Below are 17,351 nucleotides of genomic sequence, written 5' to 3'. Positions count from 1 at the left end.
GGACTGTAGAGGTTTGTTTCTCTGTCGTAGCAAAGACAATCAGACTGCGGCGAGACTCGACAGTGCGCTCGGCCTCGGTAGCCTCCAGTGAGCATTTCACTCGTCGACGCCTGCGACGACGCGCGCATCCCTTTCGGCACCATCTCCCAGCACGGCCAACGCCTCCTGATAGGCCTCGCTCTGATAGGCGGCAAGAGCTTGCTCGAAACTCGGGAATTCGACCACGACGGTCCGCTCCTTCAGACCCGCTTCGAACGCAACGACCTCGCCGCCTCGCACCAGGAACTTTCCGCCCGCCGCTCTTACCACTGCTGTCGCAAGGGCGCCGTACGCCGCGAGCTTGCCCGCGTCATGAATCGCTCGATACGCTGCCACCCAATATCCTTTGGTCATTTCGCTTCCTCAGTTGAAAGAATACCCGACTATAGTAACATCGTTAACATTAAGATCTATGAGGGTTATTCCTGGCCTCAAAAACGGGTGCAGAGGATGAGATAACGGTGTTAACATGAAGCCATGCGATGACCCGATGCCAACCTTTTCGCGGAGAACCTCATGCCGTACACGACTATCAATCCTGCTACCGGCGAACTGCTCGCCACCTACGACGACATATCCGACCCGTTGCTCGAAGCGAAGCTCGCTGCCGCGCATCGCGCTTTTGAAACCGACTGGCGCCGCCGTCCGGTCAGCGATCGGGCACGCATTGTGTCGCGCGCCGCGGCGCTGCTGCGGGAAAAGGCCGACGAATACGCCGGCTATCTGACGCTGGAAATGGGCAAACGCAGCGGCGAAGCGCGCAAGGAAGTGGAATCGTCGGCGAGCATTCTCGACTACTACGCAAAGCATGCGCATGCGTATCTGCAATCACGCCCGCTCGCGGAAGCACCCGGCGCAGCCGTGCATATCGAGCCAATCGGCGTGCTCTTCGGCATTGAGCCGTGGAATTTCCCGTATTACCAGATTGCGCGTGTCGCCGGGCCGCAACTGATGGTGGGCAACGTCCTGCTGCTCAAGCATGCGGAAAGCGTGCCGCAATCGGCGTTGGCCTTCGCTCGACTGTTCGAGGAGGCAGGCGCGCCCGAAGGCGTATATACGAATCTGTTTATCTCGATCGAGCAGGCCGGCCGCGTCATCGACGATCCGCGCGTCCAGGGTGTGACGCTGACGGGCAGCGAGCGCGCCGGCGCCGCCGTCGCCGAGCGTGCCGGCCGCAATCTGAAGAAGGTCGTGCTCGAGCTGGGCGGCAGCGACCCGTTCATCGTGCTCGAGGATGCGCCGCTCGACTGGGCGATCCAGAGCGCGGTCGCGGGCCGCATGCTCAATGCGGGTCAATGCTGTGTTGGTTCCAAGCGCATCATCGTGGTCGGCAAGGCGCGCGGCGACGCTTTCCTCGAAGGCTTCGCGAAGCGGATGGCAGCGCTCGAGACAGGCGATCCAGCCGATCCGGCGACCGCCGTCGCCCCGCTTTCGTCCGAGCGCGCGTTGACGCTGCTGCTTGAGCAGATCGATCGCGCGGCTTCGCACGGCGCGCGCATCGTGTGTGGCGGCACGCGCGTCGAGCGCCCGGGCTTCTACTTGCAACCGACTGTTCTGACCGACATCTCGCCGCAAAATCCGGTCTTCGCCGAAGAACTGTTCGGCCCGGTCGCCGCCTTCCACGTCGTCGAGGACGAAGCCGCCGCGATTGCGCTCGCCAACGGCACGCCGTACGGTCTCGGTGCGTCGGTGTTCACCGCGGATACCGAACGCGGCGAGCGGGTTGCCGCGCAGATCGACAGCGGCATGGTGTTCATCAATCAGCCGTTCGGCACGTCGGCGGAACTGCCGTTCGGTGGCGTCAAGCGTTCAGGTTTTGGCCGGGAGCTCTCCCAGCTGGGCTTCGACGAGTTCGTCAACAAGAAGCTGATCAGGGTTGCCCCTGTCGGGGCGGCGCCGTTCGGCCCCGCACGGGCCGCCTGAACGTACCTCGGCGCGCCGTCCACTCATTGTCATTTCCGTCGACGGGCGCCCGACGCTGGTCACATGGCGAGGGGCGCGATTGTGGCGCTTCATTCTTTTTTCCTTTGAACGAACACTATGACAAGCAAGACGATTATCAGTTGCGCGCTCACTGGAAGCGACGATACCCCGCGGCTGAGCCCTGCAGTGCCCGTGACACCCGAGCAAATCGCCAATGAGGCCATTGCTGCATGTGAAGCCGGTGCGAGCATCGCTCACATTCATGTTCGTGACCCCAGAACTGGTGTTCCAAGCACTGAGCTGTCGCTCTACAGAGAAGTCGTTTCTCGTATCCGCGATAGTGGGTGCCCGATATTGATCAATCTGACGACGGGCCCGGGTGCACGTTTCGTTCCCAGCGACGAAGACCCGAACCGGGGAAGTGAATTGAGTACGATGATGACGCCTGAGGCCCGCGTCCGGCATGTGCTCGAGTTGCGTCCGGAAATCTGCACGCTGGACGTAGCGACCATGAACTTCGGCAATCGCGCATTCGTGAACGTGCCCGACCACCTGGTCAAGATGGCAACCTTGATCGAGGAAGCAGGCGTGAAGCCGGAAATCGAGGTATTCGATCTCGGGCACTTGCGCCTCGCGCGCCACCTGATCGAAACGCAGGGGATTCTGCAGACTCCGCTGTTCCAGTTGTGTCTTGGTGTTCCATGGGGAGCGGCCGCCGACACCGAAAGCCTTCTTCAGATGAAGCGGTATCTGCCCGAGAACGCGCATTGGTCGGCGTTCGGCATCTCGCGCGCCCAATTTCCGATCGTGGCACAAAGCGTGATTCTTGGCGGGCATGTCCGCGTCGGCCTCGAGGACAATCTTTATCTTGCCAAAGGGGAACTGGCGCCAGGCAACGCAGCGCTGGTCAAACGTGCGGTCAGTATCGTCAAAAGCATCGGCGCAGACGTGGCAACGCCTGACGAGGCTCGCAGCATACTCTGCCTTCCCCGTCGCCAATAGAACAGGTGGAGAGCGTGCTACGGTACCGATCATCGGTGCGGTTCAGGGTCGAGGACGCCGGTGTTGGAGCGACGATGTGACTGCGCGCTTCTGTCCGATGAGTCGCAATTGATGGTTGTGAATCCGGACTGGTTCTAAAGGGAGCCGATGGACAGCGGGACCGCCTTCCCTAAGAACGCTACGTTGCGAAGCGCATCGGTTTTAACCGGTAGCCTATCCCGGGGCTACCTATACCGCCGCCTCACTCATGTCTGGTTCATCCTTTTCCTGCAAGAGACCTGGATGTTCTGACATAAGAAACGCGGCATCTATTGATGCAAGGAGACAAAAATGCCTTTGTGGAATATCTATCATCCGGTCGGCGCCTACACGGCAGATGACAAGCAGGAGATGGCAAAGCGAATCGCTGACATTTACATCATTCCTCGCTTCTACGTAGGCGTTCTGTTTCATGAACAGCCGAAAGACTCCTTCTTCATGGGGGGTGAGTCGCGAGGTGACTTTGTCAGAATCAGATTAGACCAATTCGCCAGACATATCTCCAAGGACGTTGAGTGGACGGAGTCCTGGCTGCGCAAGGCGAACGCTGCGATTGCGCCATTTGTCCAGGATCGAGGCTACCACTTCGAGTTGCATGTCGGCGAAACGCCGCGAGAACTGTGGTTGATCGACAGCATTCGACCACCTCGGCCTGATACGCAAGCTGAGAAGAAATGGAAGCTTGAAAACCGGGCGTCGCCATATGATCCGAGCGAAGGTTGAATCGATCAGTTACGTCTGAAACGACTCGGAGGCTGAACTCAACCGACTGCGGTGAAAGCCGGGCTTTCACCGCAGTCTCTCCCAACCTTCTGGTTTCCCGTCTCTCTCACGACGCGGCGCGATGCAGCGCGTTGCCGTCCGCTCTGAAAGTGCCTGGCATCAGCACCAATCGTTGCCACAAGCGCGCGAGACATTCTACGAACGGTCGCTCCAGTCATCGGCGGACATCGCGCGTTCATACCTTTAGACAATGGTTTTCCGTGGGGCTTGTGTCCATACTTGATTGCGATCATAATCAAGTTTCGAAGTTCGACTATGCGAGAGCCCGCAGCCCTGGCATCGCGTCGCGCCCGCGGGGGCATGATTCACACCGCAACTCGAGCGAAGGAGAAAGCACATGAAGGCCCTGGTCATCGAACACAACGGCGAGCCGTCAGAGGTAGTCCACTGGCGTGATTTGCCCGAGCCCACGCCCGGGCCAGGCGAAGTCCGCGTGAGGATGCTGCTGGCGCCCGTGCACCCGTCCGACTTGCACGTCATCCGTGGACGTTTCGCCCGTCAGCGTCAGCCCGAACTGCCGGCCTCGCCCGGGTCCGAAGGCGTCGGAATCATCGACGTCGTGGGCAGCGACGTGCCGCGCACGCGGGTCGGAGAGCGCGTGGTTTTGCTGGACGTGCCCGGAACCTGGAGAGAGCAGGTCATCAGTCCGGCCGCCCGCGCTATACCTGTACCGGCGGCAATCTCCGACGAGGACGCCGCACAGGCTCTCATCAACCCGATGACGGCATGGGCAATGACGATGTGCGAGCACCAGCTTGGACGCGGCGACTGGCTTGTCCAGAGCGCGGCGGGTTCGACGGTTGGTCGCCTCGTGCTGCAGATCGCGAAAGCGCAGGGGTTCCGCACCATCAACCTCGTACGCCGTGAAGAGCAGGTCGCTGAGATCCAGGATCTTGGCGGTGACGTCGTGCTATGCACCGCGGACGAAAGCTGGCCCGAGCTGCTGAAGAAGGCCACTGGCGGCAATGGCATCGTGAACGCGATTGACTGCGTCGCCGGCCGCACGGGCGCCACGCTTGCGCGTCAGCTGGCCCCGAACGGATGCCTGCTCGTCTATGGAGCCTTGTCGTCGCACCGTCAGAACGACCCGGCGGCCTTCGAGATGCCGATTTTCGCCCCGGCGCTTATCTACTCGAGTGCCGAGGTGCGCGGCTGGCTCATCTTCTCGTGGCTCGCACGCAAGGGGGTGAGTGAAGGCAGCCAGACGCTGCGCAGCCTGCTCGATCGCATGGCCGAGGGCAGCTTGAAGCCGCCGGCAGCGCGCCGCTACCACGTCGATCGCGCACTCGAAGCCTTCACGGCCGCGGAGAGCGCCGCACACGACGCCAAACCGCTGCTAGTGTTCGCGGAGCGCTGAGCTTCGCCCGTGTCACCGTCGCAGGCGGCTTTGCGCCGCCCGGCGGCCGCGGATGAAGCTTGATCGAAGGTTGAAGTAAGACGGCATCAATCAGGCGCGATATTCGTGAGTTATTCGCTGTCCCCGTTTCTGGAGAACACCGTGGTGTATGTAAAACGCGAGCAATCCGACGAAAACCGCGTAGCGCTGCTGGCCACGGCTAGCCGGCTGTTTCGCGAACGAGGTATCGATGGCGTGGGCGTCGCGGAAATCGCGCGCGAAGCCGGGCTGACACATGGGGCGCTGTACGCGCATTTCCGCTCGAAGGACGATCTTGCGACGGAAGCCTTTTCGCAGGGCCTGGCGCTGAGCCGCGAAGCGTTCCGGGGCAAGGCAGCGCGTCGCAAGCACAGCGTGTTGGGGTATCTCGACTATCTGCTTTCGCCGCTAAGACGCGACGAGCCCGGCATGAGTTGTCCGATGACGGCGTCGGCGAGCGAAATCGGGCGGCACGGAAATGACATCAGTGCGCGGTTTGCCAAAGGGTTTCAGGACAAGGCGAGTGCATTCGAGGCCGTGCTGGACGAAGCGATCCCCGGGGCCGAACGGCGCCGTCTGGCGATGACCATCGTCGCAGCGGAAATCGGGGCTATGGCCGCCGCCCGTGCCGTCGCCAAGAGCGACCCTTCGTTATCCGATGAAATATTGAAGGCGGTGCATGCCGTGCTGTTGAAAGCATCGAAGGGGCAGTAAGGCGACATCCGACATCTGGCTGCGCAACGTCACCCGACAATGCGCCGGGCGTTCGTCGCGGGGTGGCCTGCCAGCGAGCTCATGGTCGGATTGAAGAACACTAACCAACCCTCATCAACGGTACTCGAACTCAAGAGAAACATCGTGTCACAAGATCTGTCGCGCCGCCGCTTCCTCGTATCCGCCGCCGCAGGCGTTGCAAGCCTCGCGCTTGCCGACATGTCCCCGGCCATGGCAGTGTCCTCGTCCTCCAAAGGCGCTGCCGTGCAAGGGTCTCCACTTCCCACGCTTTCTGAAGTCCTCGCAGGGAATCCAGGCTCAATGAAAGTCGTGAACTACGCGACGTACGTTCAGGACCGGCACAGGGTGGACGCGTCCCGAGCCGAGCATCAGGCTTATGCGGATGCGCTCCGCGAGCACGACCGGCTGGTGATCGGCGGCCCGCTGCTCGACGACGACGGGCGGCCCCGCGGCGTGCTGCTCGTTTATGAGGTTGCGTCGAAAGAGGAAGCCGAAACGTTGGTGCAAAGAGATCCGTTCGTTCTGAATGGTGCGATTGCGGACTATCGCCTGGCCGAGTGGACCGTGCTGAACAGCAACGTCGAGTTGCTCGCTGCCGCGCTCGTCGCGACGGATCGGCGTGTTCTGCTCAAAGAACCGCGTGCATCTGGCGCTACGCCAGTCGATTCAGACGCGCACGCCGCGCGAACCTACGTCAATTACGTGAAATACGTTTCTGATCGCTCACACGTCGCGCGGGTGAGGCCGGCGCACCGGTCGTATGCGCGGACGATCAAGGCAAACGGCAAGCTGATCATGGCGGGTTCTTTTGCGGACGACTCGGGCGCGCTGTCCATTTATCGGGCGCAGTCGAAAGACGAAGCGATGGCGCTGGTACTAGAGGACCCGTACCACGCAGAGGGCGTGTTCGAAACGTACGCGCTTTCGGAGTGGCGGCTGTTCGGGTTGAACGCGGGATTGATTCAGAGGCATTGAAGCGCAGTCACTTGTTGGCCATTCCTTACGCTGGTTGTCACTTGGAACTGCGATTGGCCTACTGTCATGGTTGAGGGGCGGTCGTGGGTCGCTTCGGCCAATGAATTGCCAACAGACTTGCGTCGGTGAAAGGGAGGACAAAACGACAACGAGTGTCGTCCGCTTCAGTGGTTACGACCTCAAGCTCCCGCGATAACTGGAGCAATGCGCACTTTAGCTGGTCGGGTCGTGATCGAAATCAGGAATATCGGCGAGTGGTGCAGCAATGTCCATATGCCTGGGAGTGCTACCAAGGTTTATTACAAGTAGGAGTTTCATGCCAAACGATATCTCATCCAAGACCCGGTCGCGCCGTCGTTTTATTGGAGTGGCGGCGGGGACAGTTGCTGCGGTCTCATTGAGCCGGCTTGCTTCCGCAGAAACGAATCAGGCTATCACTGAAATTGCACAATCGACCGGCGGTGACAAGACCGCTGTTCGTCCGCTTCGTGTGCACGCGCCGGAATCGCAACTCACCGATTTGAAAAGGCGTATCAAGGCGACAAGCTGGCCTGAGCGTGAAACGGTAGCGGATGCGTCGCAAGGGGTGCAACTCGCGACGATGCAGAAACTCGCGCGTTATTGGGACACAGATTATGACTGGCGCAAGGTCGAAGCGAGGCTGAACGCCCTGCCGCAATTCATCACCGAGATCGATGGGCTGGACATTCATTTCGTTCACGTTCGTTCGAAACATAAGGATGCGTTGCCGGTCATCGTCACGCACGGGTGGCCCGGTTCGATCATCGAGCAGTTGAAGATTATCGATCCGCTGACCAATCCGACCGCCCATGGCGGGACTTCATCGGACGCTTTCGATGTCGTGATTCCGTCGCTCCCAGGTCACGGGTTTTCAGGCAAGCCGACTACGACCGGCTGGGATCCTGTTCGCATCGCCCGCGCCTGGGTCGTACTGATGAAGCGTCTCGGATACACGCGATATGTTGCGCAAGGCGGCGATTGGGGGAATGCTGTCACGGAGCAGATGGCCCTGCTCGCACCGCCGGAACTGCTTGGCATTCACACCAACATGCCGGCCACCGTACCCGACAACATTGCGGAAGCACTCAAGTTCGGCAAGCCGGCGCCGGCCGACCTCTCAGCCGACGAGAGGCACGCGTACGATCAACTCGACTCTTTCTACAAGCACGGCCTTGGCTACGCCCAGGAAATGGCGAACCGCCCGCAGACGCTGTACGGGATTGAAGACTCACCTATCGGCCTCGCCGCTTGGATGCTCGACCACGACGCCGGCAGCCAGGCACTTATTGCACGGGTGTTTGACGGTCAGTCCGAGGGGCTTACGCGAGACGACATCCTCGACAACGTGACGCTCTATTGGCTGACAAACACGGCAGTCTCGTCGGCTCGACTGTATTGGGAAAACAAGCTCAACTTTTTTGCCCCGAAGCACGTTGCCATCCCGGTTGCCGTTAGCGTTTTTCCAGATGAGATCTACGCTGCCCCGCAGAGCTGGGCAGAGAAAGCGTATCCCAAACTGATTCATTACAACCGTCTCCCCAAAGGGGGGCACTTTGCGGCCTGGGAGCAACCGCAAGCCTTCTCGGACGAGGTTCGCACGAGCTTCCGGTCTCTGCGCTGAACTCAAAGGTCGGTGCGGGGCCCGAGATTCGGAGGAAGCCTCGAATTGACGGTGCGTGCGGACACGATCTTCATCGCGGAGTCTGCCACGTTTGGGCATCCGGAGGCAGACCCCGGGCATCGTCACAGTACTCGGTGGCGTGTACCGGTTCGCGGAGCGCGACGGCCGCTCAGGCGCTCCGAATGCGCGATTACCTCTTCTTGTCCGAAAATGAGGGGCTTTTGTCATTCAGGTCCAATGGATGGAATCTCTCATGAACCTGTCAGACTACTTTACATTAGGATTACCAATGAGTTTTATCTGCAATTCGAAGGTAAATGTGGTTCATCTGAACGTCGCCGCGCTGACCCGACACCGGGGCAGTCACCCCAGCATCGCTGGATTCAACTGCCAAGCAAGGGGTATTGAATGAACAGCACTGCCCTAGCCTGCACCGCTGCCCTCGGTCTGCTCCTGTTCTCGCTTGGATTCGCCATCTCGGTCGTGCGCAGTCGCGTCGGCCAGCTGAGCGGCTACCCGCCTGAGCCTGACCGGCTGCTCACCAAACTGGCTCGCGCTCACGGCAACACTGCCGAGTACGCGCCCTTCTTCACGGTGCTTTTTCTGTTCCTCGGCTCAAGGAATCCGCCTGACTGGCAGCTCTGGTGCATGGAAGGCGCAACGGCCTGCCGCCTGCTCCTGGTGGTTGCGCTACTTGCATGGCCCACCATGTCGAAGCCCAATCCGGCCCGGGCTATCGGGGCGTTGGGAACCTACGCGTTCGGGGTGGCTCTCTGTGTCGCATTGCTCATCGGTCGTTAGCCCTCTGGCCGTGTCGCGTCGTCTGTTTCGCCGCTCATCGCAACGGATACGCGATCGGCGAAACATTCGTGTTCAGCGGAAAGAAGGAAGCGCGGGACGCGCACGTTGAACCAACTTGAAGAGGAAAAATCCCGATGTCGAATCCGATCAACATCCGTCGCCGGCGCTTTCTTGGGACTGCCGCCGTCAGCGTCGGCGCAATGGAAATGGTCCTGTGCGGGGTTGCGCACGCGCAGTCCGGTCATGCGGAAGTGCCCGCTGCAGATGCAAACACGCTGGTGTCGACTGCATCGTTCACCAACATCAAGCAGATCGATGCCGGCGTGCTGAACGTCGGATATGCTGAAGTCGGGCCGGCCAATGGCCCGGTCGTGATCTTGCTCCATGGCTGGCCTTATGACATCCACAGCTTCGCCGACGTCGCGCCTCGGCTCGCGTCCGCAGGCTATCGGGTAATCGTTCCGTACCTCCGCGGCTATGGCACGACGCGTTTTCTTTCCGGCAATACGGTCCGCAATGGCCAGCAGTCGGTACTCGCCGTCGACCTCATCGCGCTGATGGATGCGCTGAAGATTCAGAAGGCGATACTCGGCGGCTTCGACTGGGGCGCGCGCACAGCCGATGTCGTCGCCGCGCTGTGGCCAGAACGCTGCAAGGCATTGGTCTCGGTGAGTGGCTATCTGATCGGTAGCCAGGCGGGCAACAAGGCGCCCTTGCCGCCGAAGGCGGAGTTCGCATGGTGGTATCAGTTCTACTTCGCGACGGAGCGCGGCAGGCAGGGCTATGAAGCTAATCGGCACGACTTCGCGAGGCTCATCTGGCAACTTGCATCGCCGAAATGGAACTTCGACGATGCGACGTTCGAGCGATCTGCAGGTGCTCTCCAGAACCCGGATCACGTTGCGATCGTGGTCGACAACTACCGCTGGCGATTGAGTCTCTCGAACGGAGAGCCGCAATACGACGCGCTGGAAGCGCGTCTCGCGGCCGCGCCGGTCATCACCGTGCCAACGATCACCCTCGAAGGCGACGCGAACGGCGCGCCCCATCCGGAGCCCGAGGCGTATGCGAAGAAGTTCGTCGGCAAATACGGGCACCGCACCGTCACAGGTGGAATCGGTCACAATCTGCCGCAGGAAGCCTCAAAGGCGTTTGCGGATGCAGTGATCGAGGTTGCCAGCTATTAGGCGCTCACGTGTTGCGCCTTAAAGACATTTGACCTGGCGGCTCTGCGAAAACAGCTGTGGCGTCGGTCATTTGACCGATACCGTTCCGCGCGGGCTGCCTGAAATGCTTACGAGCCACCCTACACGTCTGAGGGGATTTCCGTCATGAAGAGTCTGTTGAAGATATGTCTCACATCGGCGTTGTTGCCTGGCAGCGTGTTTTCGCTCAAGGCAGCGAATGCTGCAGAATCCGCTCAGTTCGCTAGCGGAAACTAGTTGCAGACCAGTTGCGCAGCAGTCATCTCGGCGTTCGTGATTGTGGCGCCTACTCCGCTCGGTACCTCTACGGGGAAAATTCAAGCCGTGCACCCGGCCTGAATTTGGCCGGGCATCAGGCTGGCCTGTGAGCGATCATTTCCGCCACCTCGTCACACCACGCGATATAGGCCTGTTCCGCCAGCACACCGCGGCGCGTCACCAAAAGCGGTCCCAGCTGGTGCTCGGTCAGCACGGCCTGCCTTTCGAGAAAGAATTCAAGCTGGGCCTGGTGGTCCGCACGCACCTCACGGATCTGCTGCAACGCTGTCTGGCGCGGCAGCAGATCAAAGCACAACACCCGCAGTATCTGCTCGTCCTTGATGGCCGGGCGCGGCGAACCACTCGCCACCCAGGCCGTCAGCTTCTCTAGTCCGGCAACTGTCATGCTGTAGATCGAGCGCTCCGGCCCTCGCATTCCCGGCAAGCGCTCCGATGTGATGAGTTCATCCTTCTCCAGTTCGCGCAAAGCAGGGTACACCGAGCTGTGTTCAACCGACCAGCAATGTTGGCCCGCCATCTGCAGCCATTTCGTTAGTTCATAGCCGGAACGCGGCTGGTTATGTATGCCGGCAAGAAGGACATACTTCAGAGGCTTTTCCTTGCTTGCCGCGGCTTCCTTCTGATCGCTCACTCGCATTGCTCCTTGATTCCGTCAACGCCCATCATTCTTTGACTATGTTTTTTTTGACATAGTAAAAGAACGATGCCACTATGTATTTTTCCACATAGATGATTTTATCAGGAATGCGGCCCTCGTTTCGCCCAAGCAGCGATCGCGCTAACCGCCGCAGCGTTGACCGCATGCGTCCGGTCCACCGTGTCAAATCCTCCTGACGCGGGCGATTCCTGAGGTCCGTGGCTCATGTTCGTTAGTCATTTTGCTCATTCGTACAAGGAAGAAAAGCATGCCTCAGGAAACCATTCTCGTCACCGGCGCCGCCGGCAGCGTCGGCTCAACCGCGCGCGCGGCCATCGCCATCCTGCTGGAACAGGGCCATCGCGTACGCGCCATGGTGCGCAAGCTGGACGCACGCGCTGACATGCTGGGTGAGCTGGGCGCCGAAGTCGTGGTCGCCGACATGCTTGACATTGTCGCTGTGCGCGCAGCTATGCAAGGCTGCTCAATGGTGTATTTCACGATGTCAGTTTCGCCCGACTATCTGGAAGCGGCCACCAACGTCGCGGTCACAGCCAAAAGCCTGGGTGTGAAGGCCTTCGTCAATCTGTCGCAGATGACGGTATCGCAGATGAGCGAGACGGAGACTACCAGTAGCCCGCAACAGAGGCAGCACTGGCTCGCAGAACAGATGCTGCGCTGGTCCGGCCTGCCGGTGGTCTACCTGCGTCCAACCGCTTTCTTCGACGGCATGTTCCTGCTACAGGCGGCCAAAAGCATCCGCGACGACAACGCCATCCGCCTGCCGTTCGCTGACGGCAAGACCTCACCGATCGCCGCCGCCGACGTGGGGGCAGTCGCCGCTGCTGTGCTTGCCAACCCAGAGCCGCATATTGGCAAGGTCTACGAACTGACTGGTCCCCAGTCTCTGACGATGGCCGAGCTCGCACAGGAGTTCAGCGGCGCTCTGGGCCGCACCATCCAATACGTCAACGTGCCACCGCAGATCTGGGAGGCCAAGCTTCAGGAGGTTCAACAGCCGGCGCATCTGACCGCGCACCTGGTCGTCATGGCCCAGTTGCATCGCGAGAACCGCTACGACCGTATGACCGACAGCTTCGAACAGTTGGTCGGCCGCGCGCCGATTTCCGCTGCCGAATTCGCTCGCCGCCACGCGCCCGCGTTCACCCCTGCCTGATCCTCGCTATTAAAGGGAAACAATAATGGAATTCGTTCTCGCCTTTCAACAGCCACCAAACGTCCATGAAACCTACGCCGATCTGCTCAAAGGGCAGCAAGTCTCGCTCGCGTGGAAACAGTACATGGGCGCCTTGGCGGCCGCTGGCGTCATGCGGGCCGGCACGCAACTCGATCCGCGTAACGCCAGCACGGTGCGGATGCGGCACGGCCAGCGCCAGGTCCAGGACGGCCCATCCCCGGAGGCGCACGCACTGTTCGGCGGCTTTGTGGTGATCAATGTCGAGACGCAGGCAGAGGCTTTGCATTGGGCCGAACTTAGCCCCAGCTCATCGGCCGGATACACGGAAGTGATCCCGGTCCTGCCGATCATCCGTGCGTAGGTGCCTATAAGATCATGCCCGCTACTCTTGCCAATCAGGCTGAGAAAATTTCTTCTCCTCCTGTCAACCTGCCGGCCAACGAACTGTTCCACGGTCCGCTGTTGTCAAACTTGATCCGCCTTGCCTTGCCGACAGTCGCCGTGCTGTTCATGACGACCTTGCTAGGTGTCGCCGAGACCTATTTTGTCAGCTCACTGGGTCTGAAAGCGATCGCCGCCGCATCGCTGGTGGTTCCCGTCATGATAATGATGACCACAGTATCGAGTGCCGGCATTGGCGGCGGCGTGTCGTCGGCCATCGCCCGCGCCACAGGCGCCCGCCGCCAGGACGAAGCGGAAAGCCTGGTCTGGCATGCGGTGGTCATCGCCGTCATAGCCGGCGGACTGTTCTCCTTGATGCTGTTGCTGGCCGGCCCGGCGCTGTACCGCAGCCTTGGCGGCAGCGGGACATCGCTGAACCAGGCGATACGCTACTCGAACATCCTGTTCGGAGGCGCGATCCCGTTCTGGATTTTGTTGCTGCTGCAGGCGTCGCTGCGCGGCGCCGGTAATGTCAAGGTGCCGGCGATGATCATACTGGGCGGCGCGGTCGCTGGCCTGATACTGTCACCGATGCTGATCAACGGCTGGTTGGGTGCGCCGCGCATGGGTGTGCCAGGCGCCGGCGTCGCCCAGGTCCTGTGCAACATCGCCGCGCTGGGCGTGGTGGTCGTCTACATGCGTTCGCCCTCGTCGACGCTGCGCCTGCGCCGCTATCCACTGCAGCGCAAGCATTTCAGTGCGATTCTCGGCGTCGGCTTGCTGTCGGCGATCAACGCCGTCATGTCGGCTATGTCAGTCACCGCGCTGACGGCTGCCGCCGGTGCCGTGAGCGTTGTCGCGATCGCCGGTTACGGCATTGCCTCCCGCCTCGACATGCTGCTGGTGCCGGTGATGTTCGGATTCGGCACTGCCGCGATCACGCTGGTGGGCACGAACCTGGGCGCAGGCAACGTGGTGCGTGCGCGGCGCGCGGCGATCGTGAACGTACTGTTCGTTGCCGGCGTGGCTGGCCTGGTCGGACTCGTTGTCTCGCTCTTTCCGCAGCTCTGGATGGGCCTCTTTACCAATGATAGCGCCGCTATGGCGGTCGGCGCGCAATACCTACATTTGGTCGCGCCTTTCTATGCGTTGATCGGCGTGATTTTCGAACTCTACTTCGCAGGCCAGGGGGCACGCCGGATTTTCTGGCCGATGACCGCGAGCGTGGTGCGTTTCGTATTTGCGCTGGCGGCGATGGTGCTGGTCCTGCAAGGCTACGCGAGCCTGCACACTGCTTTCGTACTAGTGGCAGTCAGCATCGTCGTGGCGGCGACCATCAGCTTGCTTGGGTTCGTGCGAACCCGCTGGGATCGTTAGACACCAGTTGGAGTCTACGACGCCTCAGCTCTCACCCGCGTGGCTTCTACAGTCATACCTGGTGGGCAAGTCGAACACATCGGCTTGCTGTCTGCTTATCCAAACGAACAAACTCGTCATGTCGACGATCCGCTTCTACTACAAGACCGTTTTGAAGCACGAGCAGTTTGTCGCCGGCCTCACGGCTTCGGACCTGAAACAGTCAAAGCTATGCGCTTTCCTGGGTTCGGGAAGACCAGCGCGTCGTCACGTGACTAAGGTTCTCCATTCACCAAGTTCGTTAGCTCTCCGGTCGCTTCCCTCGCGCTGGAAGATCAACTCAGTTTCGATCGCGTGTCCGAATAGGCTGACGACGCGGACTTGAGCAGATCTATGAGGTTCTAGAGTTAAAGGAAGCTCACAGGCATGTGACGCGACGCCTGCAGCCCAATGACAGGCTGCGACAAGAATGCTCCCGATAGCCCGAACTGCCCAACTGATAACAAGGGTTTGCCGCGAAGACGATTTAGTTTGATCAGCATGCATCTTGAAGGGCGGACTCCAGTCGATGTTCTATATTTATCTCGATGCAAAGGTAACCCACGTAACGTTATTATCGGCACGACATGAGGCACTTGAACGGTCGACACGAGTCCGCACAAGAAATTCTTGTCGCATGAAATGAATTGCCGGCAATCCTGGTTGGAACGTCGAATGATGAACGTCAAGCCCGTCGACCGCGGCACCGGTGCACGCGCTAACGATCTGATCCCGAGCGGTGCTGAGCGCCTGGGTCAGGCTTGGTTGAGCGAAGACGACGAGCGTCGTGATCGATGCCCAATACCCTTCAGGCGGCATACTGAGGCGGGCTGCGCCGTAGCTGGGTATGCAGCCGGTCAGCGTGTGCGCGAAACGGCGCGCTTAGGGCACGTGCATCAGAGCTTTTATCCATCGTTGCTGTCGAAAGGCCATCCGTCTTGCATCCGATAGAACCGGTTGTTATAGAAGATCGAACGAAGTGCTGATGACGCCGCGCATCTGCGTCGTCGGGCCCATGCAGGCTCAACGAGGAACGCTCCTTGTTGATGCGGCGTGTTCCGTCTGCACTGCCCTTTGATTGCCGGGAGCGATATTCCGATGCCGCAAGCCACTATCCGTCGAACGTGGACCGCCGCCTTCACCGCTGTCCTGCTTTCTTTCCAATTGCTGTCCGTCGCTGCGCAAACCTTACCAGCGGATGCGTCGATAGCCGCAGCCTCCGCACCGGTCAATTCTGCCCATGCAAGCGCCCCGGCAGTGCAATCCGCATCGCCCGTCGTACCCGTGCCGCCATCCGATCTGTACGGTGCGCTGTATCGCGACGTCGAACTCGCTCATCTCTATCCCGACAGCAAGACATTCGCCGACATGTTGCCAAACGGCCCGCCACAAAAAATCGTCGCCGATTATGTGAACCAGAAGGCGGTAGCGCCGTTCGACCTGGAACAGTTTGTCGCGACGCGCTTTACGTTGCCCGCACGCCAAACGATAGACTACGTGTCCGATCCCAACCAGAGCGTCACCGCGCATATCGATACACTGTGGACCGTCCTTCGACGCGATCCCGACGCGAGCGCGAGCCCCTGGTCGTCGTTGTTGCCGCTTCCTTACCCGTACATCGTGCCGGGTGACCGCTTCGATGAGATCTATTACTGGGACTCCTACTTCATCATGCTCGGTCTTCAGCAGAGCGGCCGGCAGGACTTACTGAGAGACGAACTGAACAACTTTGCGACGTTGATCGACCGTTACGGGCACATCCCGAACGGCAACCGTACTTATTACCTCAGCCGCTCGCAGCCGCCATTCTTCGCACAGATGGTGCGGCTAGCCGCAGATCACGAAGGGGATCAGGCCTATCTGCGCTATCTGCCAGAACTGCTTAAGGAATACGCGTACTGGATGGACGGCCGGGACCGGATCGCGCCTGGCGGCGCTTATCGTCATCTTGTGCGCCTTCCCGATGGGACGCTGTTGAACCGCTATTGGGACGATCGCGCAGCGCCGCGCGATGAGTCCTTTAAGGAAGACGTCGTCGCCGCGCAGCAGACACCGCAGCGCAACCCGGAAGACCTGTGGCGCAACCTTCGCGCGGCGGGCGAAACCGGCTGGGACTTCAGTTCACGCTGGTTCGCCGACGGTAGAACGCTTGCCACTGTCGAAGTGACGTCACTGATTCCTGTCGATCTGAATAGCCTGCTCGTCGACCTCGAACGCACGCTCGCGAAGGCCTACCGCGTACAGGGCGACGCGACGCACGCGGAGAACTTCGAACTGCGCGCGGCAGTACGTGCCGACGCTATCCGCAGGGTACTGTGGGACCCGCAACTCAGCGCGTTCGGCGACTACAACTTCGTCGCACAACGACTCACGCACCGGCTGAGCGCGGCCACTGTCTATCCGCTGTACACCGGCATCGCGACAAAGGCACAGGCGATGGCCGTCGCTGTGACGTTGCGCGCCCGGATGCTTCGACCTGGCGGCCTCGCGACCACAACCGTCCAAACGGGACAACAGTGGGACGAACCGAATGGCTGGGCTCCATTGCAGTATCTTGCAGTGACAGGCCTACGACGCTACGGAGAGACGGTCGTCGCCAACCAGATCGCCACACGATGGATACAGACGAACGTCGCGTACTACCAGCACACGGGAAAGCTGGTCGAAAAATACGACGTCGATGCGCAGGCCGGCGCGACGTCCGCCGGCGGCGGCGAGTACCCATTGCAGGATGGTTTCGGCTGGACGAACGGCGTATTGCGCACGCTAATGGCCATGTACCCGACCGCGGTCGGGAAATCCACGCGGCCTGTCGATGTGCCTTCAGGTCCGCGCGGCGTATCCGAGGCAGCAGCGTCTGCATCTGCTGCGCCGAAGACCACACACCGTTTGCGCGCGACGCCGGCGGACTAGTGAAAGCGACGGACAGACTGGGCACACGC

General features: G+C 60.6%; 15 protein-coding genes. 13 read left to right on the top strand and 2 right to left on the bottom strand.

Annotated features, from left to right (window positions below; genetic code table 11):
• Positions 1-96: 96 nt before the first annotated feature.
• Positions 97-393 (bottom strand): DUF1330 domain-containing protein, encoded by a 297-nt coding sequence (locus tag P3T16_RS19995; protein WP_429343565.1) that lies wholly within the window; start codon positions 391-393, stop codon positions 97-99.
• A gap of 162 nt (positions 394-555) precedes the next feature.
• Here P3T16_RS19995 and P3T16_RS19990 point away from each other — a divergent pair, with 162 nt between their 5' ends.
• The 9 genes from P3T16_RS19990 to P3T16_RS19950 all read left to right on the top strand — a co-directional run bounded on the left by P3T16_RS19990 (position 556) and on the right by P3T16_RS19950 (position 10,501).
• Complete coding sequence (locus P3T16_RS19990; protein WP_429343564.1) at positions 556-1,962, top strand: NAD-dependent succinate-semialdehyde dehydrogenase; 1,407 nt, start codon at positions 556-558, stop codon at positions 1,960-1,962.
• A gap of 117 nt (positions 1,963-2,079) precedes the next feature.
• On the top strand, positions 2,080-2,964 hold the full coding sequence (locus tag P3T16_RS19985) for a 3-keto-5-aminohexanoate cleavage protein (RefSeq protein ID WP_429343563.1): 885 nt from the start codon (positions 2,080-2,082) through the stop codon (positions 2,962-2,964).
• 330 nt (positions 2,965-3,294) lie between these two features.
• Positions 3,295-3,726 (top strand): tautomerase family protein, encoded by a 432-nt coding sequence (locus P3T16_RS19980; protein ID WP_429255736.1) that lies wholly within the window; start codon positions 3,295-3,297, stop codon positions 3,724-3,726.
• A 397-nt stretch (positions 3,727-4,123) separates the two neighbouring features.
• Positions 4,124-5,143, top strand: a complete 1,020-nt coding sequence (locus P3T16_RS19975; RefSeq protein WP_429343562.1) for a zinc-dependent alcohol dehydrogenase family protein — start codon at positions 4,124-4,126, stop codon at positions 5,141-5,143.
• 105 nt (positions 5,144-5,248) lie between these two features.
• Positions 5,249-5,875, top strand: a complete 627-nt coding sequence (locus tag P3T16_RS19970; protein WP_429343561.1) for a TetR/AcrR family transcriptional regulator — start codon at positions 5,249-5,251, stop codon at positions 5,873-5,875.
• 321 nt (positions 5,876-6,196) lie between these two features.
• Positions 6,197-6,871: a YciI family protein gene (locus tag P3T16_RS19965; protein ID WP_429343560.1), complete on the top strand. Its 675-nt coding sequence runs from the start codon at positions 6,197-6,199 to the stop codon at positions 6,869-6,871.
• A gap of 316 nt (positions 6,872-7,187) precedes the next feature.
• A complete protein-coding gene (locus P3T16_RS19960; protein WP_429343559.1) occupies positions 7,188-8,513 on the top strand; it encodes an epoxide hydrolase family protein in 1,326 nt (441 codons plus the stop codon).
• A gap of 408 nt (positions 8,514-8,921) precedes the next feature.
• Entirely contained in the window at positions 8,922-9,314 is a 393-nt protein-coding gene (locus P3T16_RS19955; protein ID WP_429255741.1) for an MAPEG family protein, read from the top strand.
• Between the two features lie 134 nt (positions 9,315-9,448).
• Positions 9,449-10,501, top strand: a complete 1,053-nt coding sequence (locus tag P3T16_RS19950) for an alpha/beta fold hydrolase (RefSeq protein WP_429343558.1) — start codon at positions 9,449-9,451, stop codon at positions 10,499-10,501.
• A gap of 370 nt (positions 10,502-10,871) precedes the next feature.
• Here the strand turns inward: P3T16_RS19950 and P3T16_RS19945 are convergent, their stop codons facing one another.
• Entirely contained in the window at positions 10,872-11,435 is a 564-nt protein-coding gene (locus P3T16_RS19945) for a PadR family transcriptional regulator (protein ID WP_429343557.1), read from the bottom strand.
• 268 nt (positions 11,436-11,703) lie between these two features.
• Here P3T16_RS19945 and P3T16_RS19940 point away from each other — a divergent pair, with 268 nt between their 5' ends.
• The 4 genes from P3T16_RS19940 (at position 11,704) to treF (ending at position 17,322) form a co-directional block, all read left to right on the top strand.
• Positions 11,704-12,612: an NAD(P)H-binding protein gene (locus P3T16_RS19940; RefSeq protein WP_429255744.1), complete on the top strand. Its 909-nt coding sequence runs from the start codon at positions 11,704-11,706 to the stop codon at positions 12,610-12,612.
• Between the two features lie 25 nt (positions 12,613-12,637).
• Positions 12,638-12,994, top strand: coding sequence for a YciI family protein (locus tag P3T16_RS19935; RefSeq protein WP_429343556.1), 357 nt, complete (start codon positions 12,638-12,640; stop codon positions 12,992-12,994).
• A 14-nt stretch (positions 12,995-13,008) separates the two neighbouring features.
• Positions 13,009-14,391 (top strand): MATE family efflux transporter, encoded by a 1,383-nt coding sequence (locus P3T16_RS19930; protein ID WP_429343555.1) that lies wholly within the window; start codon positions 13,009-13,011, stop codon positions 14,389-14,391.
• A 1,116-nt stretch (positions 14,392-15,507) separates the two neighbouring features.
• Positions 15,508-17,322, top strand: a complete 1,815-nt coding sequence (gene treF, locus P3T16_RS19925) for an alpha,alpha-trehalase TreF (protein WP_429343554.1) — start codon at positions 15,508-15,510, stop codon at positions 17,320-17,322.
• The last annotated feature ends 29 nt before the right edge of the window (positions 17,323-17,351 follow it).

Origin of the sequence: Paraburkholderia sp. GAS42 (assembly GCF_050436565.1) — a bacterium.
In the GTDB taxonomy this organism is placed as follows: domain Bacteria; phylum Pseudomonadota; class Gammaproteobacteria; order Burkholderiales; family Burkholderiaceae; genus Paraburkholderia.
Note: the sequence above shows the minus strand (reverse complement) of the source record. Positions and strands in the feature narration are given on the sequence as shown.

Excerpts from the sequence above, each read along its gene's own strand:
- P3T16_RS19995 (WP_429343565.1), bottom strand. The coding sequence starts at position 393 with ATGACCAAAGGATATTGGGTGGCAGCGTATCGAGCGATTCATGACGCG.
- P3T16_RS19990 (WP_429343564.1), top strand. The coding sequence starts at position 556 with ATGCCGTACACGACTATCAATCCTGCTACCGGCGAACTGCTCGCCACC.
- P3T16_RS19985 (WP_429343563.1), top strand. The coding sequence starts at position 2,080 with ATGACAAGCAAGACGATTATCAGTTGCGCGCTCACTGGAAGCGACGAT.
- P3T16_RS19980 (WP_429255736.1), top strand. The coding sequence starts at position 3,295 with ATGCCTTTGTGGAATATCTATCATCCGGTCGGCGCCTACACGGCAGAT.
- P3T16_RS19975 (WP_429343562.1), top strand. The coding sequence starts at position 4,124 with ATGAAGGCCCTGGTCATCGAACACAACGGCGAGCCGTCAGAGGTAGTC.
- P3T16_RS19965 (WP_429343560.1), top strand. The coding sequence starts at position 6,197 with ATGAAAGTCGTGAACTACGCGACGTACGTTCAGGACCGGCACAGGGTG.
- P3T16_RS19960 (WP_429343559.1), top strand. The coding sequence starts at position 7,188 with ATGCCAAACGATATCTCATCCAAGACCCGGTCGCGCCGTCGTTTTATT.
- P3T16_RS19955 (WP_429255741.1), top strand. The coding sequence starts at position 8,922 with ATGAACAGCACTGCCCTAGCCTGCACCGCTGCCCTCGGTCTGCTCCTG.
- P3T16_RS19950 (WP_429343558.1), top strand. The coding sequence starts at position 9,449 with ATGTCGAATCCGATCAACATCCGTCGCCGGCGCTTTCTTGGGACTGCC.
- P3T16_RS19945 (WP_429343557.1), bottom strand. The coding sequence starts at position 11,435 with ATGCGAGTGAGCGATCAGAAGGAAGCCGCGGCAAGCAAGGAAAAGCCT.
- P3T16_RS19940 (WP_429255744.1), top strand. The coding sequence starts at position 11,704 with ATGCCTCAGGAAACCATTCTCGTCACCGGCGCCGCCGGCAGCGTCGGC.
- P3T16_RS19935 (WP_429343556.1), top strand. The coding sequence starts at position 12,638 with ATGGAATTCGTTCTCGCCTTTCAACAGCCACCAAACGTCCATGAAACC.
- P3T16_RS19930 (WP_429343555.1), top strand. The coding sequence starts at position 13,009 with ATGCCCGCTACTCTTGCCAATCAGGCTGAGAAAATTTCTTCTCCTCCT.
- treF (WP_429343554.1), top strand. The coding sequence starts at position 15,508 with ATGCCGCAAGCCACTATCCGTCGAACGTGGACCGCCGCCTTCACCGCT.